Origin of the sequence: Pseudomonas edaphica, assembly GCF_965277385.1 — a bacterium.
GTDB lineage: Bacteria > Pseudomonadota > Gammaproteobacteria > Pseudomonadales > Pseudomonadaceae > Aquipseudomonas > Aquipseudomonas edaphica.
In genome coordinates this window covers 5,346,993-5,371,565 of sequence record NZ_OZ255725.1, presented here as the reverse complement: position 1 = coordinate 5,371,565, position 24,573 = coordinate 5,346,993, and the positions used below count along the sequence as shown (strand labels likewise).

22 protein-coding genes and 1 pseudogene are annotated in these 24,573 nt (G+C 60.6%); 12 read left to right on the top strand and 11 right to left on the bottom strand.

Annotated features, from left to right (window positions below; all coding sequences use genetic code 11):
- Nucleotides 1-99 precede the first annotated feature (99 nt).
- Together ACQY47_RS24435 and ACQY47_RS24430 are read right to left on the bottom strand one after the other, a co-directional pair.
- Complete coding sequence (locus tag ACQY47_RS24435) at nt 100-975, bottom strand: LysR family transcriptional regulator (RefSeq protein ID WP_176992038.1); 876 nt, start codon at nt 973-975, stop codon at nt 100-102.
- A gap of 26 nt (nt 976-1,001) precedes the next feature.
- Nucleotides 1,002-2,213 carry a YeeE/YedE family protein gene (locus ACQY47_RS24430; RefSeq protein WP_017136992.1) on the bottom strand — a complete coding sequence of 404 codons (1,212 nt, stop codon included), beginning with the start codon at nt 2,211-2,213 and terminating at the stop codon, nt 1,002-1,004.
- 239 nt (nt 2,214-2,452) lie between these two features.
- Here ACQY47_RS24430 and ACQY47_RS24425 point away from each other — a divergent pair, with 239 nt between their 5' ends.
- From ACQY47_RS24425 to ACQY47_RS24405, 5 genes are read left to right on the top strand one after another with little or no spacing between them, the layout of a single operon-like run.
- Nucleotides 2,453-3,001, top strand: a complete 549-nt coding sequence (locus ACQY47_RS24425) for a hypothetical protein (protein ID WP_017136993.1) — start codon at nt 2,453-2,455, stop codon at nt 2,999-3,001.
- Nucleotides 2,988-4,193, top strand: coding sequence for a DUF6421 family protein (locus ACQY47_RS24420; protein WP_428552601.1), 1,206 nt, complete (start codon nt 2,988-2,990; stop codon nt 4,191-4,193). The genes ACQY47_RS24425 and ACQY47_RS24420 overlap by 14 nt, the downstream gene beginning before the upstream one ends.
- A complete protein-coding gene (locus tag ACQY47_RS24415) occupies nt 4,190-5,137 on the top strand; it encodes a DMT family transporter (protein WP_428552598.1) in 948 nt (315 codons plus the stop codon). Before ACQY47_RS24420 ends, ACQY47_RS24415 begins: the two co-directional genes overlap by 4 nt.
- Nucleotides 5,134-6,384 (top strand): ATP-grasp domain-containing protein, encoded by a 1,251-nt coding sequence (locus tag ACQY47_RS24410; RefSeq protein ID WP_428552595.1) that lies wholly within the window; start codon nt 5,134-5,136, stop codon nt 6,382-6,384. Before ACQY47_RS24415 ends, ACQY47_RS24410 begins: the two co-directional genes overlap by 4 nt.
- Before the next feature lie 33 nt (nt 6,385-6,417).
- On the top strand, nt 6,418-7,437 hold the full coding sequence (locus ACQY47_RS24405) for a branched-chain amino acid aminotransferase (protein ID WP_017136997.1): 1,020 nt from the start codon (nt 6,418-6,420) through the stop codon (nt 7,435-7,437).
- Between the two features lie 85 nt (nt 7,438-7,522).
- On the opposite strand, the gene ACQY47_RS24400 is transcribed toward ACQY47_RS24405, so the two are convergent.
- Nucleotides 7,523-8,389, bottom strand: coding sequence for a DNA/RNA non-specific endonuclease (locus ACQY47_RS24400; protein ID WP_017136998.1), 867 nt, complete (start codon nt 8,387-8,389; stop codon nt 7,523-7,525).
- 204 nt (nt 8,390-8,593) lie between these two features.
- Nucleotides 8,594-9,811 (bottom strand): MFS transporter, encoded by a 1,218-nt coding sequence (locus tag ACQY47_RS24395; RefSeq protein WP_428552591.1) that lies wholly within the window; start codon nt 9,809-9,811, stop codon nt 8,594-8,596.
- A gap of 121 nt (nt 9,812-9,932) precedes the next feature.
- Between ACQY47_RS24395 and ACQY47_RS24390 the strand changes: the two genes are divergently transcribed.
- The 5 genes from ACQY47_RS24390 (at nt 9,933) to phnX (ending at nt 14,990) form a co-directional block, all read left to right on the top strand.
- On the top strand, nt 9,933-10,577 hold the full coding sequence (locus ACQY47_RS24390) for a TetR/AcrR family transcriptional regulator (RefSeq protein WP_428552588.1): 645 nt from the start codon (nt 9,933-9,935) through the stop codon (nt 10,575-10,577).
- Nucleotides 10,578-10,689: 112 nt separating this feature from the next.
- Nucleotides 10,690-11,781 (top strand): iron-containing alcohol dehydrogenase PsrA, encoded by a 1,092-nt coding sequence (psrA, locus tag ACQY47_RS24385; RefSeq protein WP_026013707.1) that lies wholly within the window; start codon nt 10,690-10,692, stop codon nt 11,779-11,781.
- A gap of 103 nt (nt 11,782-11,884) precedes the next feature.
- Nucleotides 11,885-13,180 (top strand): MFS transporter, encoded by a 1,296-nt coding sequence (locus ACQY47_RS24380; RefSeq protein ID WP_017137002.1) that lies wholly within the window; start codon nt 11,885-11,887, stop codon nt 13,178-13,180.
- Between the two features lie 20 nt (nt 13,181-13,200).
- Nucleotides 13,201-14,073, top strand: coding sequence for a LysR substrate-binding domain-containing protein (locus ACQY47_RS24375; protein WP_017137003.1), 873 nt, complete (start codon nt 13,201-13,203; stop codon nt 14,071-14,073).
- 89 nt (nt 14,074-14,162) lie between these two features.
- Nucleotides 14,163-14,990, top strand: a complete 828-nt coding sequence (phnX, locus tag ACQY47_RS24370) for a phosphonoacetaldehyde hydrolase (RefSeq protein ID WP_017137004.1) — start codon at nt 14,163-14,165, stop codon at nt 14,988-14,990.
- Nucleotides 14,991-15,012: 22 nt separating this feature from the next.
- Here the strand turns inward: phnX and ACQY47_RS24365 are convergent, their stop codons facing one another.
- Both ACQY47_RS24365 and ACQY47_RS24360 read right to left on the bottom strand, forming a co-directional pair.
- Nucleotides 15,013-15,936: a LysR family transcriptional regulator gene (locus tag ACQY47_RS24365; RefSeq protein ID WP_017137005.1), complete on the bottom strand. Its 924-nt coding sequence runs from the start codon at nt 15,934-15,936 to the stop codon at nt 15,013-15,015.
- A 108-nt stretch (nt 15,937-16,044) separates the two neighbouring features.
- Entirely contained in the window at nt 16,045-17,100 is a 1,056-nt protein-coding gene (locus tag ACQY47_RS24360; RefSeq protein ID WP_169984766.1) for an NAD(P)-dependent oxidoreductase, read from the bottom strand.
- 183 nt (nt 17,101-17,283) lie between these two features.
- On the opposite strand from ACQY47_RS24360, the pseudogene ACQY47_RS24355 reads away from it, so the two are divergent.
- Nucleotides 17,284-17,436 (top strand): annotated as a pseudogene (locus ACQY47_RS24355) (hypothetical protein); the annotation flags it as partial.
- Between the two features lie 129 nt (nt 17,437-17,565).
- On the opposite strand, the gene ACQY47_RS24350 reads toward ACQY47_RS24355, so the two are convergent.
- From ACQY47_RS24350 to ACQY47_RS24330, 5 genes are all read right to left on the bottom strand, one after another.
- Entirely contained in the window at nt 17,566-20,400 is a 2,835-nt protein-coding gene (locus ACQY47_RS24350) for a TonB-dependent receptor domain-containing protein (protein ID WP_428552581.1), read from the bottom strand.
- A 96-nt stretch (nt 20,401-20,496) separates the two neighbouring features.
- Nucleotides 20,497-21,462 carry a FecR domain-containing protein gene (locus ACQY47_RS24345; protein WP_428552578.1) on the bottom strand — a complete coding sequence of 322 codons (966 nt, stop codon included), beginning with the start codon at nt 21,460-21,462 and terminating at the stop codon, nt 20,497-20,499.
- Nucleotides 21,459-21,965 carry a sigma-70 family RNA polymerase sigma factor gene (locus tag ACQY47_RS24340; RefSeq protein WP_017137010.1) on the bottom strand — a complete coding sequence of 169 codons (507 nt, stop codon included), beginning with the start codon at nt 21,963-21,965 and terminating at the stop codon, nt 21,459-21,461. Before ACQY47_RS24340 ends, ACQY47_RS24345 begins: the two co-directional genes overlap by 4 nt.
- A 189-nt stretch (nt 21,966-22,154) precedes the next feature.
- A complete protein-coding gene (locus ACQY47_RS24335) occupies nt 22,155-22,736 on the bottom strand; it encodes a tetratricopeptide repeat protein (RefSeq protein WP_428552575.1) in 582 nt (193 codons plus the stop codon).
- Between the two features lie 65 nt (nt 22,737-22,801).
- A complete protein-coding gene (locus ACQY47_RS24330; protein ID WP_428552572.1) occupies nt 22,802-23,035 on the bottom strand; it encodes a hypothetical protein in 234 nt (77 codons plus the stop codon).
- A gap of 369 nt (nt 23,036-23,404) precedes the next feature.
- On the opposite strand from ACQY47_RS24330, the gene ACQY47_RS24325 reads away from it, so the two are divergent.
- A protein-coding gene (locus tag ACQY47_RS24325) for an IS3 family transposase (RefSeq protein ID WP_085985966.1) occupies nt 23,405-24,567 on the top strand; the annotation gives its coding sequence in 2 pieces (ribosomal slippage) (nt 23,405-23,660 and nt 23,660-24,567; 1,164 coding nt in all).
- Nucleotides 24,568-24,573: the final 6 nt, after the last annotated feature.

Sequence of the window (24,573 nt, the reverse complement as noted above, 5' to 3'; positions counted from 1 at the left end):
CAGGTTCTGTTTGGTTAGAACCCGATTCTTCACCAGAAAGCCCCACGGATAAAGCGGATATCCTTCACCCTGAGCCTCAATAATTTCGATGCTCGCGCCCTACTTCGGCGCACCCAGCACTTCGATGACGCACGCCCTGAATAATTCGAAGAGCGGCAATTGGCGCTGGGTGTACTTGGTCAGCAGCACGATTTCACGGTAGAACGTGAGCTTGTCCAATCGCAAAACCCGCACGTCACTGCCGTGTTCCAGCCACAGGCCGGCCAGGGGCACCAGCGACACGCCGAGGCCGCTGCGTACCATCTTGACGATGGCGTCCAGCTCGTCGAGTTCCAGCGCTTGCCGGGTCTGGATCTTGTGTTCCTTGAGAAACTGCGTGACCTGGCGCCCGCCGAACGAGCCACGGTCATACCGCACGAAGGGTTGCTCGCGCAGGATCTGCAGCGGGTCGTCGCCCTGCACGTCCTTGGCGGTAATCAGCACAAAGGGTTCGCGGGCGATCACTTCGATATTCAGGTCCTTGGGCAGGTTGAACGGCGGGTGGATCATGATCGCCAGGTCCAGCTCACCGGCATCCACCTGGCTGAGCAGGTTGAGCGAAACGCCGGGCACCAGGCTGACCTCGATAAACGGCGCGCGGCGTTTAAGCGCGACCAGCGCCTGGGGCAGGAGGCCGGTTTGCACACTGCCGATGGCGCCGATGCGCAGCGAACCCTGAAAGTTGTTGGCGCTGTCGGGCGCGCCCATGCGCGAGAAAATATCGAGGATCTCCTCCGCCAGCGGCACCGCGCGCTGCCCGGCCGCATTGAGCGTGGCGGAGCGACCGGTGCGGTCGAACAGCTTGACGCCCAGGGCGTCCTCGAGGTGTTTGATCTGCGCACTCACCGCCGATTGCGTCAGCCCCACCTGCTGCCCGGCGGCGGCGAAAGTGCCACGGCGGGCGGCGCTTACGAAGGTTCTCAGTTCTCTGATCATGGGCCTGCCTTATAGGTCGTTGGGGTTCAGCAACCGCTCAAGGCCACCTGCGGTCGCTCGCCTGCGAAGAAGAACGGCCGCAGGCGCACACCGACGCTGTTACCGATAAACGCTGCCACCAACCACACCCAGCCATGCAGGCTGCCGGAGGCGATGCCGCTGAAGTACGCGCCGATGTTGCAGCCGTAAGCCAGGCGCGAGCCATAGCCCAGCAGCAAACCACCGATCACTGCGGCCACCAGCGAGCGTGCCGGGATTTTCAGGCTTGGGGCAAAACGCCCGGCCAGGCCCGCGGCCAACAGCGCGCCGAGGACGATGCCGATGTCCATCACGCTGGTGATGTCTTCCCACACGGGCGCTGCCAGGGCTTTGGCATTGCCCGGCATTTGCCAGAACGCCCAACTGGCCACGTCCACACCCAAACCGCTGGCCACTTTGGCGCCCCACAGCGCGAACGCCGAGGTAATGCCCCATGGCCGCCCGGCCAGCGCCAGCGTCGCATAGTTAAGCAGCGCCAAACCGATTGCACCCCACACCAACGGCCAAGGCCCGCGCAGGAAGCGGCGCAGGCCGATGTGCTCGCTGCTCACGCCGGGTTCAAGCTGGCCGTGACGGCCCTTCTCCAAACGCACGGTGACCAGCGCGATGACCGCGAACACGGCCAGGCTCAGAATCATGGCCGGCAACACGCCGAAGCTCTTGACGATGGACACCGCCGGGAACGCCGGCAACGCGAACCACCAATCCACATGGTGCGTGGCAATCAACGAACCGCAGATAAAAAACAGCAGCGTCACCAGCATGCGCGCATTGCCGCCGCCCACGGTGAACAGCGTGCCGGACGCGCACCCGCCGCCCAACTGCATGCCGATACCAAAGATAAACGCCCCGAACACCACCGATACGCCAGCCGGTGCTACCAGCCCGACCACCGGCTGCCCGAACAACGTGCCCGCGCCCAATGCCGGGAAGAACAGCAACACCGCCACCGCCAGCATGACCATCTGTGCGCGCAAACCGGCGCCGCGTCGATCATTGATAAATACGCGCCAGGCCGACGTGAATCCGAAAGCGGCGTGGTACAGGGTCAAGCCCAATGCGGCGCCGACCACCAGCAACAGCACCTGGCGCGAGCCGACGCTGTTTTGCAGGAATACGGCACCGGCCACCAGGATGATAAAAGCCGCCAACGGCGCGATGGGCTTGCGCGCGGGGGTCAGGGAAAGGGAGGTGCTCATGGGCTTTCTCGGATTTGATCGGGGGGGAAGATTGGCGGTGAGTATAAACCCTGACAGGGTCGGCCTTTGCAGGAATTCAGACGGCCAGGCAATGCCTGCGAAGGTGGCAACGTTTAGTTTCGCCGGGTGTATTGCTTGAACAAAAAACCTACAGTAACCTCCGCCAAGGCAGCCACCAATGGGTGGCAGGAATGGATTCTGGCCCGCTGTCCGGTGGGCTCTGACAAGGAAGTTAAAGCATGCACACGGCTATCAGTCCGACCATCTATACGCTCGGCCCCGAGGGTACCAATTGCGCCACCGCCGCGCAGTGGTGGCTTGATTCTCGTGAAGCGCGCAATGGCACGCAGCGAATTGTTCTGCATGAGACGCTTGAGCAAGCCTTTGATGAGTTGTCCGGAAAACAGGACGGCTATCTTTTAAGCTGCGCCGCGTACCCCGATTTGCATACGCTGATTTTTACCCGCCTGGGCGATATGGAGCTGTGCGACAGCTTCATCATGCCGACCCACTCCATGGTGCTTGCCAGCCGTACCAGCGCCGACCAGATAAAGAGTGTGGCAACCCATCCCGCGCCCCAATCCCTGGTGGCAAGCCACTACCGCAAAGTGTTTGCCAACAGCAATGCCGATGCCGCCGTGCTGTGCAGCACTGGCCAGGCAGATGCGTGCGTGACCACCGTGGTCGCGGCAGACCTGCATGAGCTGAACATCATTGAGGATTTCGGCCAGGTGCCGATGGCCTTTTTGGTCCATTCGCTGAAGCGAGCCGACCATGCAAAAGCCTGAGCCGCTGTCGACCCTGGTCAATATCGTCGACGAAGTGCGTGCCCGCCAGGAACTGGATGGCAGCATCAAGGCGCCGAACGTGGCCGACCATGCCCTCATCAACCGCTTGATCACCGAGCTCGACCGGCACGCCGCAATCATCGACGGGCTATCTGCGCCGCTGTTGACGGCGACCCTGGAAGACCTGGGCAACTGGCTGAAGAATGGCCTGGATCAACGGCCTCTATTCGATAAAACTCTCGCCAGTTTCAACACCCCTGCGCCCGGCGACGCCTTGTTTCTACTGGCCCCCATGCGCGCGACCAACGGCCCTGACCCCGAAGGCTTTCGGCTGGAGCTGGTCACCGGCTACCGCAGTGAAACCCCTTACCTGGCAAAGGCCGCGCAGTACACCGAGCAGTACGTGGCACCGTTTCAATGCATCAAGCTGGGAGCGGCCTCGAAGGGGTTCCTGCAAGGCAATTGCATAGTGCTGTTTCCAGAGTCCGTGGCGACGGCAGCCAAGGTCGATAAACAAACCTTCGCGCTGTTCTTCTTCAGCAAGTTTCTGCGTATCTACAACGAACAGACACTCGTCGAGGCAGACCGCTTGTTCGGGCGCCAAAGCCCGTTCCTGTTCGGCCAATTGAGCAGCCGCCAGATGTCTGAGCCAGACATGTACGACGCGCGTTGCCTGTGGGGTTATTACCACGACTATGCGCACCACACCGGGCCACGCCCATTGGACAAAAACCTGTACATAAAGCTGAACTGGTTTACCGGCCTGCTGGAAGAGACCAAGTGTGACCTGATTACGGTGCGCCTGGTGCTGGAACACCGTCCGGACTTTTGGCGTGAAATCGCCGAGTTCATTCTGCTCGAGCGCATGTTCCGCTACCCCAAGGGCTCGGACCAACACATGACGTTCGATGCCGGCACCGGGATTTTGCTCTTTGAGATGCTGATCAATGCCAAGGCATTGGTCGAAACCGAGCACGGCCACCTCAGCTTTGACAGCGAGCGTCTTGACCAAAAGCTTGTGTCGATGATTGCCGATATCGAGGCCCTCGAAGCACTCGACGACGAGGCCTACCTGGCGGGTGCCAAAGCCTATGTTCAGCAACATCTGGGCACACCGCAAACCCCACTGGCACGTTTCAATTTCCCGGCCACGCACTACGCACGCCGCGTGCTGGCCGAGTGCCCCCAATGAATGCATTGAAGGTCCGTCTGCTGCTGTTCACCGTGGCCATTCTCGCGTTGTTCTCGATCAGTTGGCTGCTCTCGAAAAACCTGCTCGGTAGCATTTCGGTGATGCATGCCGTTGGGCTCAGGCTGTGGGCCACAACCGCCGCCTTATGGTTGATCGTGGCGTTCGGCACGCGACCGCCGCTGGCATCCAAGCCCCTGCTCGCCAGGATGCCGGGGTTTTTCATCCTGTCGATCCTGGGGTTCTCGCTCTATTTTGTCTGCAGCTTCGGCGCCTTGAAAACGCTGAAAGCCAGCGACCTGACGATGGTCCTGGCGACGATTCCGGGCATTACCTACCTGCTGGGTCTGCTGACACGCAGCCTGGGGTTTTCCTGGCTCAAACTGGCGGGTGTGGTGATCGTCAGTGTCGCGGCGCTGGCGTTCAATACCCACACCGGCGACGTTGGCGCAGTCAGCCCGTCTGGCATTGCGCTGGCCCTGGTCGCGGCGCTTTCCTACGCCGTTTATGGCCTGCTGTCCAAGCGCTACCTCAAGGATTTGCCACTGATCAACTCGCTGGCCTGGGTCACGCTGATCGCCGCGGCGTGCTTTGTGCCGCTGTTCATTCTCGACCCCGCGCCCTTGTTGCGCCTGAACCTTGAGGATGCGCTCAAAGTGCTGATCCTGGGGGCTGCCTGCTCGGCGCCGGTGTATGTGTTGTACCAGAAGGTTTTGGCCGAGGGCGGCGTGCTGTATGCCAATGCGATTGGCTTGCTGGCACCGTTCGCCGTGGTCACCGGTGAGTGGTTGATCGGCTCCGGCACGACGTTGGGTGCAGTAAAAATCGTCGCGATGATTGCGGTCATGGTGGGGATCACCCTGTTATTCATGGATGCATCAGGCGTCTCGGGCTGGACGTTCAAGCGTCGCCCCCCAAACCAACCGGTTAGTGAGGAAATAAAATGAAAAAGCTGGCGTTGGTTTGCCACCGCAGTGCCAAGTTGTCCTTTGTATTTGAGGCCGCAGAAGCGGCAGGTATTGAACTGGTACTGATTTACGACACGACCGAGAGCGCCCCCGCGCACTTGCCGGCAGTCACGTCGACCTGGCAGCTGCCGGTTTTCGACGAGCCGCAGGTGGCGTTGGAAGCGTTCGCGGCCGGCGTGCAAGAGAGAGGGATTGGCGGGGTGATGACGGTTCGCGAAGAAGCGATCATCTGGACGTCACTGGCGGCGCAAAAAATCGGTACACCTGGCATCGATCCCCATGTGGCCGCGCTGGCCCGCAACAAGTACCTGATGCGCCAGGCCTTTGCCGAGGCAGGCTTGAGGTCGCCGGGCTTTTGCTACATCGATAACCCGCACGACCTGTCGCAAACCCGCGCCCTGGGGCTGCCACTGGTGATCAAGCCGCTCTCCGGCTGGTCGAGCACCGGTGTGATGCTGGCCAAAACGGCCGAAGAGCTTCCCGCCCTGGTCAACGCGGTCTGGGAGGTCCAGAGCAAGGACCTGGCTCGTTTCTATGACCAGGACAAAGCCGCAGGCCTGGTTGTTGAACAGTATTTGCCGGGTAAAGAATTCGTTGTGGAGTGCTTTGTCGATATCGAAGGGGTGCATGTCCTGGCAGTGGGCGACAAGGGCCAACCCGAAGGGCCCTGGTTTGAAGAAACGATCTACCGCCAACGTCGAGATATCGACGACCCCTTGATCATGGCCCTGTGTGAGACCGCGCGCGCCGGGGTCAAGGCACTGGGCATTACCATGGGAGCCGCCCATGTGGAGCTGCGCCTGGATGCCAACCAGCAAGCGTATGTGATTGAAATCGGCGCACGCATAGGGGGCTCGGGGGTCTCGCACTTTGTGGTGGAACAGAGCACCGGCGTGTCGTTCGCCGCACTGTGCATGAAGGCCGCCCTGGGTTTGCCCACCCCGGCACTGCCCGATGTGCTGCCGGCCGCCAGAGTGGCAGCAAACTACATCATTCCTCTGCGCGGCGATGGCCGTTTCAACTGTTTCAGCGGGCTGGAAAAGGTCGCGGAGCACCCTGAAACCGCCCGGATCGTGACTTTTTTCGAGGCAGGGCATCTTTCACCACCACCTCCCGCGTTTGGCGGCTACCCAGGGTTCATCTTCTCGGTACATGCCTCGGATGAGGCGGCGAGCGCTTACCACCAATGGCTTGATGCTTCCTTGAGCATCAACTGGAACCAATAAATACCACCCGTAGCCGGGTTCGGGAGTCGTGATATGGAACATCCGCAACTGGATTGGAATAACCTGGGTTTCAGCTACAGGAAAACCGACCTTCGTTACATCGCACATTGGCGTGACGGTCAGTGGCAGGAAGGTGCACTGACCGAAGATAACCAGCTGCATATCAGCGAAGGCTCAACCGCGTTGCATTATGGCCAGCAGTGTTTTGAGGGGATGAAGGCCTACCGTTGCAAGGATGGTTCGATCAACCTGTTTCGCCCCGATCAGAATGCTGCCCGTATGCAGCGCAGTTGCTCACGGCTGCTGATGCCGCCCGTCTCGACCGCGCAATTCATTGATGCCTGCAAGCAGGTGATCAAGGCCAACGAACGCTTCCTGCCGCCCTACGGAACAGGCAGCTCGCTGTATCTACGACCTTTCGTCATCGGTGTGGGCGATAACATCGGTGTGCGTACCGCGCCGGAGTTTATCTTCTGCGTGTTTTGCATCCCGGTCGGCGCGTTGTTCAAAGGCGTGTTGCAACCGAGCAACTTCATCATTTCGGACTACGACCGCGCCGCCCCCAATGGCACCGGCGCCGCCAAGGTCGGCGGAAACTACGCGGCCAGCCTGCTACCCGGTACCGAGGCACGGCAGGCGGGTTTTGCCGACTGCATTTACCTCGACCCGCTGACCCATAAAAAAATAGAAGAAGTCGGCTCGGCGAATTTCTTTGCCATCACCCATGACAACACCTTTGTGACGCCGCGTTCACCTTCAGTATTGCCTGGCATCACCCGCGCCTCGTTGATCGAGCTTGCGCAAAGCCGTCTGGGGCTCAAGGCGGTGGAAGAGGATGTGTATATCGACAACCTGGCGGCTTACAAGGAAGCCGGCGCATGCGGCACCGCAGCGGTTATCACACCGATTGGCGGTATCCGCTACAACGATCACCTGCATGTATTCCACAGTGAACATGAAGCCGGCCCGATGACCCAACGTTTGTTCAATGAGTTGACGGGCATCCAGAACGGCGACGTTGAAGCGCCGGCAGGCTGGATCGAAAAAGTCTAAAGCTCTGAGGCGCTCGCTGTGCCGACACCCCGTGGGTGTCAGTACAGCGGGCCGATCAAGCGTCAGTCAGACCGGCCGAAAGGGCTCATGTCCGCCCCACTGAACCGGTAACCGGCAAGTTGCCAAGCAACTTGAGCCCGGTGCTTTTCACAAAGGTGTCGTAGTCCATCGGCTTCTGGATACGGGTTTCGGCGTTGGGCAGCACATAGGCCCAGGCACGTTTGGACGAAGCGTCGTACACCAGCTTGAACAGGCGTGTCGGCACCCACACCTTGTTGTCGCCGATGGTGCTGTAGCCGGCATCAAACAACGGGCCGGTGAACACAAACACATTACCGCCTGCACGTACCGCGAACTTGCGCACGTCGGCCTCAACCTTGCTCCAGATCTTGCGGTTATTGGTGGGGTCTTGCGGCACCATGTTCGACAAGGCGAAGGACTGCGCCATGGCATTTGCACTTGGCGCATCGGCGGCTGGGGACTGGTGGCCGCGGTCCACCGCCGGGTGCTGGCTGCGGTAGTCGCTCAGCTCGGCGCGGGCGCCTTTGGGAATGCGCGGATCGGGATAAAACTGGTTGGTGCGCTCTTCACCCTTGGCGTCTTTCAACTGTGCGGCGTTCAAACGCTCGACCACCACCAAAGGCGTCTTGCTGGTTTGCGAGTAGAGCACCGCAAAGTGATCCGAACACAGCGCCATGGGTTTCATCGAGGCGGGTACGGTGGCCGTGTTGATCGGTGTGGCGCCAGGAAACAGGTCCGCGCAGCCGTCGAAGGAGAGCTGTTTTTCTTGACGGGAATAGAGACCAAGGGCCGCGCTTTGGCTGATGGAGCTTGAGCGCGAAGTGTGTTCATGGGCCGGTGGTTTGATCAGGTCCAGCAGGCTGCGGGCCTGCGCGCCGGGCGAGAGCAGAACACACGCCGACAGGCCGACTGCAATAATGCGTAAGTGCATGTTTTATATCTTAAAGTGAGGAGCCTAATGGACCCTCACTTTAAACTTTAGTGCGACGCCTGACGGATCGAATTCCAGGCCGCCTGAGCCAGGCTCCCCACCTCGTTAAAGCACGCCAGCGCTTCACGCAGGATGCTGCGCCTGCCGGGGAAGCCACTTGCCGAACGGGCAGGCGGCACCATGACCGTGAAGCTCGCTTAGCGCCTAGTGCCCCGCCACCGCTGGCCCATCGGCTGACCGCCGTCCCGGTTTGAAGCCATGGGCATGCGCCGCGCAGGCAATCACCAACGCCACCAGCAGCAACAGCGCCATTGCCCATGGAAATGAGGCGGCGCCCCACGTCTCCAGCAACACGCCACCGACCACGCCGCTGGCCGCAATGGCGCTGTTCCACGCCACCACGTTCAGCGACAGCGCCACGTCCGCGCCCTCTCCAGCGGCATCGGCCAATGCGGTTTGCAGCAGTGTCGCGGCGCCACCAAAACTCAGGCCCCACACGGCCACGCCGAGGTAGATCACCTGCGGCACGCTACCCAAAAAGCCGAACACCAGGGTTACCGCCGCAAACGTCACCAGGCTTGCCAGCACGGTCTTGCGCAACAGCGGTTCGACCAGTTTGGCCGTCAACCAGATCCCCAGCAGCGCGGCAATGCCGAACACCAGCAAGACTAAATCCACACGTTCAGCCAAGCCTGCACGCGCCACAAACGGGGCAATGTAGGTGTACAGAATGTTGTGTGCCAGCATCCAACTGATCACCACCGCCAGCACCGGCCGCACGCCGGGCGTGGTCAGCACTTGGCCCAGGGACAGCCGCTGGTGCGCAGGCTGCGGTGGATAGTCCGGGACTTTCACCAGCACCCACACGATCAGCAGCAGCGTCAGCGCCGACATCAGGCCGAACGTCGTACGCCAGCCCACCAGGCCGCCCAGCCAAGTGCCCAGCGGCACACCCAGCGACAACGCAATCGGCGTACCCACCATGGCCAGTGCCAGCGCCCGGCCCTGTTGATGCGGCGCAACCATGCGCCGGGCATAACCGGCCAGCAGGCTCCACGCCAGCCCCGCCGCCACGCCGGCAAAGAACCGCGCCACCAGGGTTACGCCGTACTGGGACGACAGCGCGGTGATGGAGTTAAACAGCAGAAAGCCGACGATGGTCAGCAGCAACACGTTGCGCCGCCGCCAGCCACGGGTGGCAATGGTCAGGGGAATCACCGCCAGCACCGAACCCAGCGCGTAGGCCGTGACCATCTGCCCGGCCATCGACGGCGAAATCGCCAGGCTGTCGCTGATCAGCGGCAACAGCCCGGCGGGCAGGGTTTCGGTGACGATGCAGATAAAGCCGGTCATGGCCAGGGCGAGCAAGGCGCCAATGGGCAGCCGGTCGGATGCCGCGGATAGGCTGAGTGAGGGTGTCACGGGAGACTCCTTGAGATGACTTAGATACTGATCGATATAAATGTTGCGTGCACACACAGCTCGTTGTCAACGACTTATGTATCGACTAGTATTTATCTCGCTTACCCAGAGGATTCCCCACATGGCACAAATGGGCCGCCCGCGTAATTTCGACCGAGACCAGGCCGTGGAACAGGCCATGCACCTGTTTTGGCAGCACGGTTACGACGCCACCTCCCTCGCCCAGCTCAAGGCCGGGTTGGGTGGCGGTATCTCCGCGCCGAGTTTTTACGCCGCATTCGGCTCCAAAGAAGCGCTGTTCGATGAATGCGTGCAGCGTTATCTGGCCACCTACGCCCAGATCACCGAGTGCTTGTGGGACGAGGCTTTGCCACCCCGCACGGCCATCGAAACCGCGCTGCGCCAGTCGGCGCGCATGCAGTGTGAAGACGGGCACCCCAAAGGCTGCATGGTGGCGCTGGGCGTGATGAGCGCACCCAGCCCGGAGAACGCGCGGGTCGCGGACGCGCTGACGCAATCGCGCGTGCGCACCCGGGCCGGGATTGTAGCCTGCATTGAGCGCGGGATACGTCTTGGGCAATTGCCGGGCACCACGCAGGCAGCGTCGATGGCGACGGTATTTGACAGTTTCTTGCAGGGCGTTTCGATTCTGGCGCGCGATAACGTGCCGCATGTGGCTATCGACGCGGCGATCACTCAACTCCTGCTGACATGGGATGTTGCAGCCTCAACCGTCGCACCGCGCACCCACTTCAATCACGCCTGAACCGGCCCGTTATCGGCCCAGCCGATGCACACCCGCGAATTATCGATTTGAGCCTTTGTTGAAGCGCCCCGACTATGGGGCCACTTCCAACAACAAAAACAAAGGACTCGCCATGACTGCCCGATTTCACAACCCAGTAGACACGCGTTTCGGCTGCGGCAGCCTGCTCGAGCTTGCCGACATCACCCAGGGCCAGACCGTGGCGCTGGTGACCTTTCCCGAAGCGCGTGGGCTGGGCCTGGTGGAACGCATCCAGGACCTGCTCGGCGACCGCCTGGTGTACCTCATCGAAGACGTGCAGCCCAACCCCGACGTGGCGCAACTGCGCGATACCTATGAACGTTTCTGGCAGGTAGCCGGCGACTGTGATGCGGTGATTGCCGTGGGCGGCGGCAGCGCCATCGACACGGCCAAAGCGCTGATTGTGGGCACCGAGTCCGGCCGTTTCGATGAGTTGCTGGCGTTGCTGGCCACGGGCAAACCCTTTGTGCCTGCGCGCAGCAAAATCCTGATTGCCGCGCCCACCACGGCGGGAACCGGCAGTGAAGTCACGCCTTGGGCCACCATTTGGGACTCGGCGAGCCTGAAAAAGTACTCGCTGCACCTGGCGTGTACCTGGCCGAAGGTGGCGATCATCGACCCACAATTGATGCTCACCGTGCCCGCCGGCGTCACCGTCTCCACCGGGCTGGACGCCTTGTCCCATGCGTTGGAAGCGGTATGGAACATCAATGCCAACCCCATCTCGGACACGTTCGCCATTTCGGCCATCGAAGACATCCTCGAATGCCTGCCGTTGCTGCGGCGTGACCTGGCCAATCAGGAACTGCGCTCGCGCATGGCGTTGGCGGCCCTTAAAGCCGGGTTGGCGTTCTCCAACACCAAGACCGCCCTCGCCCATTCCATCTCCTACGAAATGACCCTGCACCACGGCCTGCCGCATGGCATTGCCTGCTCGTTCACGCTGCCGCTGGTGCTGGGCCTGGCCTGGGGTCGCAACGCAGCGCGTGACCGAACCCTTCAGCGGATTTTCGGCAGCGACTTGCAGCACGCCCAACACAGGCTGCGCGACTTTCTGCACAGCCTTGAGGTGAAGACGGAGTTTGCCGACTACGGTGTAACAGCCTCCCAGGCCGAAGCCATGATCAACTTCGCCCTGCAGGGCGCACGCGGCAAAAACTTCATCGGTGCCCACGCCGCCTGAAGCCAGCCGTTTACCCCTGTAGCGACGATTTCCTGCCGCACCCTCGCAAGAGTGCGCCCACCGACACCACTCGGTGGGAACCAACAATAAAAAGGAAAAGATCATGAACCGTGCCCAAGCCTTGCCTGGCCTTACCGTGAAAACCGCCTCGTTTCGAGTCGCCCAATGGCGAATGCTGCTGGCAGCGATGTTCTGCTACCTGTTTTTCTACACTGGCCGGCAAACCTTCGGTTTTGCCATCCCCGGCATCCAGGCCGAGTTCGGCTTGACCAAGGAAACCCTCGGCTGGGCCTCTGCGGCCATGCTGTGGGCCTACGCTATCGGCCAGGCCATCAACGGCAACCTTGCCGATAAGTTTGGCGGGCGGCGCATCATGACACTCGGCGCGGTGCTGTCGTGCGCCGCCAACTGGGTGACCAGCTTTGCCGGCGGTTTTGCCAGCCTGATCCTGCCCTGGGGTCTCAATGGCTATTTTCAGGCCTTGGGCTGGGCGCCCGGCAGCCGGCTGATCTCCAACTGGTGGAGCGCGGGCGAGCGCGGCAAGGTCTACGGCTTTTATGTCTTCGCCGCCGGTTGCGCCTCGATCCTGTCCTACGTCACATCGATTATCGTGCTTGAAGTGCTGCAACTGGAATGGCGCTGGATCTTCCGCTTGCCGGTGCTGCTGATGCTCGCTGGCGGCATCATCTTTTACCTGGTGGCCCGCGAACGCCCACAGGACATGGGTTTCGAAGCCCTTGCCGATACCGGCGTGGCCAATGCCGAAGACAAGAACCATGAGGTGGCGCACGGCGCCGTCGAAAGCTCGTTACAGCGCTACAAGGCGGTGCTGAAAAATGCCCGCCTGATCATCGCAGCCGTGTCCCTGGGGTTTCAGAACGCTGCGCGCTACGGCTTGATCGTGTGGGTGCCGGTGCACTTCCTGGGCGCCAACTGGAAAAGCGGCGACAGCCTGGTCGACCCCAAGTGGATCACCGTTGCCTTGCCCGTTGGCATGGCCATCGGCGCCTTGAGCAATGGCTGGGTGTCGGACAAGCTGTTCGGCTCAAAACGCTACCTGGCGATCATGCTGTACATGGTCCTCGGTGCCGCCACCAGCCTGTGGATGTGGAGCCTGCCGCCGCATAGCGCCATCGGCCTGGTCGCGTTGTTTCTGTGTGGCTTTTTCGTCTATGGCCCGGCGTCGAGTTTCTGGGCTCTGTGCCCGGACCTGGTCGGCGCCAAGCGCGCCGGGACCGCGACCGGTGTGATGAATTTCTCGTCCTACCTGTTTGCCGGGCTGGCGGAACCGCTGATCGGCAGTATGCTCGACAGTACCGGCAATACGTCGCTGATCTTTCTGGTGGTGACGACTGCCTGCCTGAGCAGCGCGGTGGTCGCACTGTTCATCAGACGCTGAGCCAGCCACAGGACCTTTGCATGTACCAGTACCACAAGTGGCTGCGCTCCTTTCATGCGGTGGCGAAGACCGGCAGTTTCACCCTTGCCGCCGAGTTCCTGAGTGTTGGGCAGCCGACCGTCAGCGAACAGGTGAATGCCCTGGAAAGGAAGTTCTCCGTTGAGTTGTTCCACCGGCGCGGGCGTTTTGTCGAAATGAGCGCCGCGGGCCACCAGCTGTATGCGATCACCCAGGGCCTGTTCGGGCAAGAGGATGAAGCCGTGCAATTGCTGCAGAGTTTCAAGCAACGCAAGCTCGGCATGTTACGCCTGGGGGCGGTGTCGCCGCCGATTGCGATGAACCTGACGTACGAGCTGATGCAACGTCACCCGGATATCGAGCTGGAAACCTCCTTCTCACCCGAAAAGGAAACCCTGGACCGGCTGTTCAATTTTGATATCGATGTGGCGATCCTGGCGCTGTCCGAATTCGACCAGCGCTTCGACACGCAGCTTTACCACCGTTACCCGATCATTGCCGTGGTGCGCAACGACCATCCCTGGGCCAGCCAGAAGGAGGTGCATGTGGAGCAGATCAGTCAGGAGAAATGGGTGATGCGTGAAAAAAGCTCGCGCACCCGCCAACTGGTGGAGGAAAGCTGCACACGCCTGGGTGTCTCGCTTAATTGTGTGATGCAACTCAACAGCCGCGAAGCCATCGTGCATGCGATCGCCAAGGGTATCGGTATCGGTTTTGTATCGGCGGTCGAATACGCCGAAACGCCCGGTACGACCCCGATTACCTTTGTAAATCACCCGTTTTCCATCGACTACCACCTGTGTTGCCTGGGCATCCGACGCAATCGACCCATGATCGCCGAACTGTTCGACTCAAGCCCCACACCGACCACCTGAATACCCCACACGCTTGACCCTTGAACTGGCCGCCTACCTCTCGCACGCGAAAGGGACGGCCTCCCTGTACCCGCAACTGGAGATTGACCATGCATTACCAACAACCCAAGCAACTGCAAGCTGTCGTCCTCGACTGGGCAGGCACCGTGGTGGATTTCGGCTCGTTTGCCCCCACCCAGATTTTCGTCGAAGCCTTTGCCGAGTTTGGCGTGGCGGTGTCACTGGAGGAGGCGCGCGGCCCCATGGGCATGGGCAAGTGGGACCACATCCGTACGCTGTGCAACCAGCCGCAAATTGCCGAACGCTACCGCGCCGTGTTTGATCGCCTGCCGACCGATGAGGACGTCACCGCGCTGTATGAACGCTTCATGCCCCTGCAAATCGAAAAGATTGCACTGCATTCGGCGGTGATCCCCGGCGCCCTGGAAGCCATTGCAGCCCTGCGCAGCAAAGGCCTCAAAATCGGCTCGTGCTCGGGCTACCCGGCAGTGGTCATGGCCAAAGTCGTGGAGCTGGCCCGCCAGAACGGCTACGTCGCCGACCACGTGGTGGCCACCGATGAAGTGCCCAACGGCCGCCCGTACCCGGCGCAGGCGTTGGCCAATGTGATCGCGCTGGGCATCAGCGACGTCGCGGCGTGCGTCAAGGTCGATGACACCTGGCCGGGTATTCTCGAAGGGCGCAGCGCCGGCATGTGGACGGTGGCACTCACATGCTCCGGCAATGCCCTGGGCCTGACCTACGAGCAGTTCAAGGCGCTGCCGGCGCAGAAACTTGCCGAAGAACGTACACGCATCGGCCAGCTGTTCGAAGGCGCCCGCCCGCATTACCTGATCGACACCATCGTCGATCTGGCGGCGGTGGTTGAAGACATCAACGCCCGCCTGGCACGCGGGGAAACACCCCAAGGCGTCTGACCGGTTCGGGGCACGCCTGCTGTTAAAGCGTGCCCCATTCGTCCCGACATGCCAGCAAAAAGTCCACAAACGCCCGCACCCGATGCGGTACATAGCGCCCATGGGGATACAGCAAGGTGAAGGGCCGTGAACGCCCGCCAAACGGCTTCAGCACTTCAACCAGGCTGCCGTCGGCCAATTCACGCTCAACGATAAACTTGTAGGTCTGAAACAACCCCGCGCCGTGTTTGGCCAGGGTTACGCCGCCCAGCACATCATGGGCAATGCTGTAACCGGCCTCTCCGGCAAACTCCTGCTCCTGGCCTTGCAGCTGGAACAGCCAGGGGATGCGCCGGCCGTTGCTGGGTAATTCAAATTGAATGCACTCATGCAATGGCAGATCGTCCAGCGTCTGCGGCGTACCGGCGCGCTGCAAGTATGCTGGTGCGGCGACAACCACCAGCTCGGCATCTTCCAGCAGCCGCGCGATCAGCGACGAATCCGGCTGGGCGCGCACGCGAATGGCCAGGTCATAACCTTCGGCAACGAAGTCGATATTGCGGTTGCTGATGTGGATATCCACAGTGACTTGCGGGTACTGCGCACGGAACCTGGGCAGCAGCGGCAGCAAGCGGTGATGCGCGTAGGTGGTCGGCACACTGATGCGCAAGCGCCCGGACGGCACCGCCTGCGCGCCCATCACCTGTTGCTGGGCCTCCACCAGTTGCGTCAGCGCCTGGCGGCACTGCTCGTAAAATGTGCGGCCGCTGTCGGTGAGGCGAATGCTGCGCGTGGTGCGCACAAACAAGCGCGAGCCCAGGCGTTCTTCCAGGCGCGAAATACTGCGGCTGACGGCGGCCGGGGTAACGCCCGCAGCCTGCGCAGCAGCGGTAAAACTGCCGGCTTCGGCAGCGAGGCAGAACAGTTCGATGCTGCCCAGCTGCAAATCTTCGAAATGGCGTTTCATGATTGATTACATCGGCTCACTATCCGACGTCATTCTTACCAGCCTCTTGGCCTTTAATACAGCGCGCCGGGCGAGAATGAGTCATCGGCCTTCCTTGTGTCCGGCAGGTTAACGCACGATGGCGGCGGCACTGAATGCGTGGATCTTGTCGACGATCTGGCGTGATGCCGTCCGGATTGCCGTGGTGGTATTGCCGGCAATGTGCGGCGTCAATTGCGCATTGGCAATAGCGGTCAATGGCGAGTCGAAGCGGTCTTTCTCCAGGGCAAAGGTATCGATGGCCACCGCTTTGATATGCCTGGGAAACTCGCCCATGAAGGCGGCCAACTGGTGTTCGTCGACGATCCCGCCGCGCGCGGTATTGATGAGGATTGAGCCCTGGCGCATCTGCCGGAACTCGGCGGTGCCGAACAAGCCTCGGGTCTGCGGGGTGAGCGGTACGTGGATCGAGACGATGTCCGCCTCGGCCAATAACGGTTCAAGACCCGCCCGTCGTTCAAGCCCAAGGCTGCGCGCCACCGCTTCGGTAAAGCGTTCGGACCCGGTGGCGATCACCTTGATGCCCAGCGCCGCAGCCTTGCGCGCCACCTGCCGGGCAATGCTGCCGGTGCCCACCAGCCCAAGCGTCAGTTCGGCGTATTCGCAGGCAGGTGCCAAGGTGCCTTTTGCCCAATGGCCGTTGTGCGTTTCGGCGTTGTAGTCATCCAGGTCGCGCGACAGATACAGCGCCTGGGCCACGACGTATTCGGCAACAGCGGCCGCGTTGGAACCCGGCGTATTGAGGATCGCCACGCCACACTGCTCGCACGCCAGCCGGTCAATATGATTGACCCCTGCGCCAGCCTGGGCAACGGCGCGCAGTGGCGTGGCCAACGCCGGCGAGGTGGCAGCGTGGATCAGGCCGGCGCCCAAGGGGATGTTCAGGCGCGTCTTGAACACGCTGTAGCCGCCGGCCTGACTCACGGCGGCAATAAAGCCAGGCTCGTCATGGCAGTTGATCTCGGCATAGTGAATGCGCGTGCCGTAGTGCTGCCGAATGCGCTCTTTGTCCGCGAAATAATACAGGTTGAGGGTGACACCCAGACCCAGCTCAAGAAAGCGATCGACTTCCTCAAACAGTAACGGCGGCCCGGGGGCATCCAGTATCAGGGTGGTAAATGCCATACAGTTGATTCTCCTGGAGGGTAGCGCCTGCCGATACCCAGGTTGCCCTGGGGATAGGGGTTAATTGATCGTTCCCACGCTCCGCGTGGGAATGCCGCCCCGGACGCTCTGCGTCCAGCGCTTGAAGGCGTGACGCGGAGCGTCACCGGATGCATTCCCACGCAGAGCGTGGGAACGATCACTGTGAAAAAAGCCAACACGGTGCTGATCACGCGCCACTATACCTTCACCAAGCCGGACGCCCTGTGCACCCCGCAAGATTTCGCGGCGATGAAGCCGGCGATTGAAGGCATGGTCAATGATTTGAAAAGCCAGATCATTGTGCAGGCGATGTAACCTCCTGAGAGCTAGGAACGGGCGCTGCCTGCCAGTGGGCGAGCGTGAACGACGAACACCGTCACTTGTGGCGAGCAGGCTTGCCACGGTGAAGGTTTTCAGCCTTGACTGATGGGCGTTGCCTGGCCCTTAGAACTTCGCCTGCACGCCCACCCGCAACGTACGCCCTGGCGCCGGCATGAAGCTTTGCGCCAACGGGTCCAGGTAGTAGCGGTCGGTGACGTTCTGCAGCGATACGTTCAGGCTCGCGTCCTCCTGCAACTTGTAGTTGAGGAACAGATCCACCAGGGCTACTTCGCGGTAGTTCAGTTGCGGCGTGGTGGCGCCGGTCTGCCAAGGCTTGTCGGCGGTGACGGTGGGACCACTGGTGTAGGTAATACGTGTGCCGAGTGTGAGGCTTTGGTCAAAGAAGCGCAGGCCGGTGGTCAGGTTGCCGGCAAGCCGGGGTGGGTTCTGGGTGTTGGTGTAGGAACCCATGAAGCTGCCCGGCGTGCAGTCCGGGGTGTCGGCGGTTTTCTGGTAGCTGTTGCTGGTAGCACGCAGTGTGGCGGCGAAGGCCGCGTCGCAGGTTTCGGTTTTCAAGTAGTAGGTGGACGACAGGTCGGCGAACACGCGCCCGGCATCGTAGCGGGCTTGCAGTTCCAGCCCGCTGGTCTTGTAGCTGTCGGTGTTGCTGAAACGCATCTGGCCCCAGGTGCCTGGGCTTGGGTCGTAGTAGCGGGTGATGTAGTTCTTGATGGTGTTGTTGAAGTAAGCGAGCTTGATCGCCGCCGCGTCATCCTCGACCAACAGCCCTTTGCGCAAGGTGCTGGCGCCGACCTCCCAGTTGCTTGAGCGCTCGGGTTTCAAGCCCTTGCCGGGCAGGGTTTGCAGCACGCCCTGGCTGGTTTCAAACAACGAGGGCATGCGAAACCCCTGGGTGTAGGAGGCATACACAAAGGTGTCCGGCAGCACTTCGATATTGATGCCCAGCGCCGGCGAAAATGCCCCGCCGCTGTTGCTGGCCTTGCCGGAATAGTCATAGCCGCTCACCACGTCACCGACCTGGGACGGATAAACCGTCGAATCGATCACGCCAAAGTCGTTGTAGCGCACGCCTTCGAAGGGGAAGTTGGTGTTCTGGAACACGATGCCGTTGTTCAGCCGCGGATCGGTGGCATTCGTGTACTCGCCGTTCAGGTCCGGGAACCACATCATGTTGCCGGAATTGTTGCCGTTGTAGACGCGCAGGTAGCGCAGGTCACGCTCCTCGCGTCGCGCGGTGGCATTGGCAATATGGTCTTTGCTGCGGTAGTGGGTATAACGGCCGCCGCCCCATAAGGTCAGGCGGTCCACCGGTTTGTATTCGAGTTTGCCATTGAAGCTGTATTCCTGCCGCGAGCCTTCGCGCAGCATGCGGTTGGCGTTGATATCGTGCTGGGTGGTGGCGACGCCTTTTTGCGGGCGCAGTTCTTCGAGCTGGAACGAGCTGCCGAGGTCGAGCTTCAGATCGCCGTAGTCGGTCGCCCAGCGTGAGGTGTTGGCCAGCCCGCCGCCGATGCGCTGGTTTGCCTGGCGGCTCCAGGCGCGGTCGGAGCGATAAGCCTGGGACGCAGGTGCGGCCACCGAGGTGAGCTGGCTGGTTTGGGCGTCGGTGATCCACAGGTCGGCGGTCAGGTCCACCAGCGGGTTGCCCGAGGGCAGGTAGTTGTAGCGAGCGGTGTAGGTGTCGATCCTGGTATGGCCCAGCGGGTACTGATAGATGCCGCCGGTGCCGAAACGGAAGATATCCGACGGCATGATCTCGCCAATGCGCCCGTCATAACGACGATAGCCGAGGTCGAAGGTATGGCCGTCCGCCGGGCGCAGGGTGGTCTTGAGCAGGAACGATTCGGTCTTCGCCGAGGAGTTGAGCACTTCTTCGCCGGCGTTGTAGGTAGTGGCGACGCTGGTGTCTTCATCGCCCCAACGGTTGTAGGTGCGGTAGCGGTCCTGGCCTTTTTTACCGGCAAAATAATTGCCCTGATTGCGCTTGGCGTAGGCCGCCACCACGTCGAAAAACTCATGGGTGTAGGCAAACGCGGCGCTGCCGGCTTCGGCCTGCGAGCCGAACAGCCCGCCGCGGCTCTGGTGCGGCTCAGCATACAGGTCCTGGGTTTTGGAGTGCGGGTCGCGGGAAGCCGGGGCGACGCCGTTGTTCCAAACATCGCCCTTGAGGCGCAGGCCGATGTTCTGGCCGTCCTTGAGGATGTCGCCAACGCCCAGCGTGCGCATTTTTACCGTGCCGCCAATGGCGCTGGAGGTCAGGCTGGGGCCTTTGTCGATGGTGATGTCGCTGATCAAGTCCGGGTCGATATAACTGCGCTGCTGAGTACCGGCATAGCCGCGATACACATCCAGCGCCTGCTGCGAGCCGTCCACCGTGACAGCCACTCGGCTCTGGCCCTGGATGCCACGAATGTTCACATCCAGCCCGCCGCCATTGCGGCTGTCGCCCACCTGCACACCGGGCTGGCCCTTTAGCACATCACCCACCGACACCGCGCCAAAACGTTGCATGTCTTCGCCGGAGATATACACCGACGAACGCGGCGCGCGGTAGACCTCCTCTTCGTCGAGATTTTCGCCCGTCACTTTTTGCGTCGGCAGCTGCACGGCCTCCTGGCGCAGGCGCAACACATAGCCGCCATCGGCCTGGCGCTGATAGTCCAGGCCGGTGCCCGAGAGCACCTGGGCCAGGCCGTTCTCGGTGTTGAATTCGCCCTGCAGCCCCTGGCTTTTCCTGCCCGCCGTGAGCAGCGAACTGCCCGCCATGCTGATCCCGGCTTCGGCACCAAAGCGCGACAGCACCTGGTCCAGCGGCCCGGCGCTGATGCTGTACGGGCGTTCACCGACGGCCAATACCAGCTCACCGCACAACGGTTGCAGGCCGAGAAACAACAAGCTGAACGTATGACGACGCAAGACACTAACGGGGGAAATCATGCAAGGCTCCTAGGGATCGAAACCCACCTGTGCCGGCGGGTAATACCTAAAGGCCAAGCCAGATCGAAAAAACTATCGCGTCGACGAAAAAAAACTTCACGCCGGCACCACCGTCACCCAATAACGGCTTCTTCGCTCGATGCGCACCGGCAAGGTCTTGGCCACCAGGGCCAGTGCCGCATCGGTGTCGTCCAGCTGGAAACTGCCGGTGATGCGCAGCGCCGCCACCGCTTCACTGCAACGCAGCAAGCCTGGGCGATAGCGCGAGAGTTCGGCGAGCAATTGATCCAGGCGCATGCGTTCGGCGGGCAGGATGCCGTGCATCCAGGCCTGGGCCAGCAACAAGTCAACCGGGCTTGGGCGCCCTATCGCGTAGTCTTCAACGCTTATCTGCCAGCCAGCCTGCAACGGCACGGGCGTCGGTTGATGCCGCGCACTCACTTGCACCCGCCCGCGCAAAACCGTCACCTGCGTGCCCTGATGATCGTGGCGCACCAACAGGTTGGCGCCCTGGCTATAAAGCCGCGCGTTCGGGGTTTGCAGTTGCAACGAAGCAGACCCCGCTGGCGTATCAAGTGCCAGCTCGCCCTCGACCAACTGCACGCTGCGTTGGCCTGCGCTCACGTCCAGGTTGACCGCACTGGCGGTGTTCAGCCACAGCGAACTGCCGTCCGCCAGGGTCCAGTGTCGGCGTTCGCCAGTGCGGGTGCGATAACTCGCCAGCGCCGCGCGTACACGCGTGGAGTCCGCACCTTGCCAGGCAATGCCGCCGAGCAGCCCCAGCGCCAACAGGCACTTGAGCACCTGACGACGGCGCTGAGGATCGGCACCGGCCGCCTGCAATGCCCGGCGTGCGGTGGCGTCGGCCAACACATTGGCGCCTGGTTGCAACAACAGCGGCAAGCTGCTGACCCGCTGCCAGGCGTACTCATGCGCGGGGTCGGCCTGGCGCCATTGCTGCAAAGCCTGATGGTCGGCGGCATTCATCAAGCCGGACTGTAAGCGCACCAGCCAATCGATGGCACTGTCGCGCACCTGCGGGTCAACCGCCACACTGCTCATTCAAACCGGCTCGCATAGCAGACACTGAATGCCTTACCCATGGCGCGCTGCACCTGGGCCACCGTCAGGCTTAATTGTTTGGCGATCTGCGGATAGGTCAGGCCATCGAGCTGCGACAAGAAGAAAATCTGCCGCACCCGCCCCGACAAACCGACCAGCAGCGAATCCAGCTGCAACAGCGTTTCGATCATCAGATGCCGCTCTTCCGGCGAAGGCTCCTCGGCCACCGACCGCGCCGCCAGCGCTTCCAGATAAGCCCGCTCGATGGCTTGGCGACGCCAACGGTTGATCAGCAAGCCGTTGGCGATGGTGGCCAGAAATGCCATGGGCTGGCGTAATTCACGCACGTCCTCTTGGGAGCGCAGCACGCGGATAAAGGTGTCATGTGCGAGGTCTTCGGCATCGGCCGTATGCCCCAGCCGCCGATGCAACCAGCCTCGGAGCCAGCTGTGGTGATTGGCGTACAGCTGGGCGACGGGCGAGGGGGTGCTGTCGTGCTGCATTTCAGATCCGCATTAATGATAATGCTTCTCATCTTAGGGGTGAGGGGATGGCTTGTATAGAGGGATAAGTTGCGACGATCAGCCAAATTTCAGACAAAAAAAACCTGCATCTCTGCAGGCTTTTCTCTATCTGGTTCCACGACCTGGGCTCGAACCAGGGAACCTCGGCTTGGCTTGTTTTGGATTTACTTACCATGCGGCATGACGATTCGACGGTGTCGACTTTCCGGAACGCCTCATCTTTTCAACTGTCGCTTTGGACGCTGCGTACTTATCAGCATATTTTTCCGGAGTGCGCCTGTGAAGCTCAGCCAAAATCGACACCAGACTTTCATGACTCGCCAAGTCTGCAGGTTCTATTTCAATAGCATCTTCATAGCACTGCAAGGCGCCTTCAAGATCCCCCACCTTCACCAACATTGCACCGAGCTCAAGATACGTATCGACAAATGACGGTTCAGCTTCAATGGCGGCCTGATAATACTTAAATGCGTCGACATAATTAGACGCCCGCTCATTGGATACACCTGCCAGAAAAAGATAACGAGCAATGACTTGGCCAGGGGCCAATTGGGTAGCCACTTCATAATGTTTTATGGCGTGGGCGAAGTCACGCTGGTAGAAACATATATCGCCCAAACATTCAGCACGTGCCGACTCTGACAGTGAGTGCGAGCGCTCCTTGTAATAGTCAACAGCCTTTTCGCCAAGTCCGCTTGAAAGGTATCGAATCAGCTGTCTCTTTATATTTCTAAAATCAGATTCGCTCACACCTACTCTCCAACCACTTCTGCGGGCCGTCTTGTTATCCAAACCGTGCTCACAGGCGCGCCTGACTAGCGCCTAAAGATGATTGATTTGGCGAAGCCCGCATACTTATAAAACCAACTCAACGCAAACAAAATCGAGAATGGCATTCCCAACCATACAAATACCACATCAAATTCCACCTCAAACCCTGCGGAAATAAACAGGACTGGCAACAATGCCAGCAGGCAGCCTATGGAAAGCATTACGACTAAAATACCCGCCGCCATTATCGCCGAAGACATCAACTTACTTACCGTCACCCTTAGCCTCCTCGTAAAAGCCGTAGCCCTTATAACCCACTCCGCCGACATACACACCCAGCGCAGTACCAAATGGCGTTTTCGTACCTAACAGCGGAATGATAAAATTATTATCCATCTTCGGAACCAAAACCCCGAAGATCGAACCCTTCCTCAACCCATCCGAAGCCCCCATCACGAGAGGGACTTTCCCAAAGCCAGCACCGGCGGAAAGTAACGTATCCGCCCCTTGGTAGACCAATGGACCATAGCCACCTGGAATCAAGTCAAACGCCGACTTAACAGGGTTGCCCGCGAAAGATGAATGTAGTGGTCTAATGAAACCGGACACCCATTTAGGCGAGAATGCTCGCTAGATCGAGGTGTCAGATGACCAAACAACGCCGCTCCTTTACTCCTGAATTCAAGCGCGAGGCTGCCGACCTTGTGCTCAAACAAAACTACAGCTACATCGAAGCCAGCCGTTCACTCGGCATTGGTGAATCGGCATTGCGCCGCTGGGTTGACCAGATTCAGAAAGAACATAAAGGCGTTACCCCGCAGAGCAAGGCACTGACTCCGGAACAGCAAAAAATTCAGGAGCTGGAAGCCCGGATTGCTCGGCTTGAGCGAGAGAAATCAATACTAAAAAAGGCTACTGCGCTCTTGATGTCGGAAGATCACGAGCGTTCGCGCTGATTGACCAGTTGAGCGCCCATGAGCCGGTTGATTGGCTGTGCAAGGTGTTTGACGTCACTCGCTCGTGTTACTACGCCCAGCGCCTGCGGCGCCGCACGCCGGATGTTGAACGGCTTCGATTGCGTAGTCGCGTCAGTGAGCTGTTCTCGCAAAGTCGCAGCTCTGCGGGCAGTCGCAGCATCCTGTCGCTGATGCGTGAAGACGGTGAGCAACTCGGTCGATTCAAAGTGCGTAGCTTGATGCGCGAGCTTGATTTAGTCAGCAAACAACCCGGCTTCCATGCCTACAAACGAGCAACAGTAGAAAGACTGGATATCCCGAACACATTGAACCGCGAGTTCGACGTGCCAGCGCCCAATCAAGTCTGGTGCGGCGATATCACCTACATTTGGGCGCAAGGAAAGTGGCATTACCTGGCTGTCGTCCTGGATCTTTGTACGCGTCGGATCGTGGGCTGGGCGCTGTCGGAAAAGCCAGACGCTGAGCTGGTGATCAAAGCGCTGGATATGGCTTACGAGCAGCGTGGCAGGCCTTCGGATCTGCTATTCCACTCGGACCAGGGATCGCAATATGCAAGCCGACTCTTTCGCCAGCGGTTGTGGCGATACCGCATGCGCCAGAGCATGAGTCGACGAGGAAACTGCTGGGATAACGCACCGATGGAGCGCGTATTTCGCAGCTTGAAAACAGAATGGATACCGACCGTGGGCTATCGAACTGCGCAGGAAGCACAGCGCGATATCAGCCATTTTTTGATGCATCGCTACAACTGGATTCGGCCTCACCAATTCAACGATGGGTTGGCGCCAGCGCGGGCCGAGGAAAAACTTAACGTCGTGTCCGGGATTAGTTGACCACTA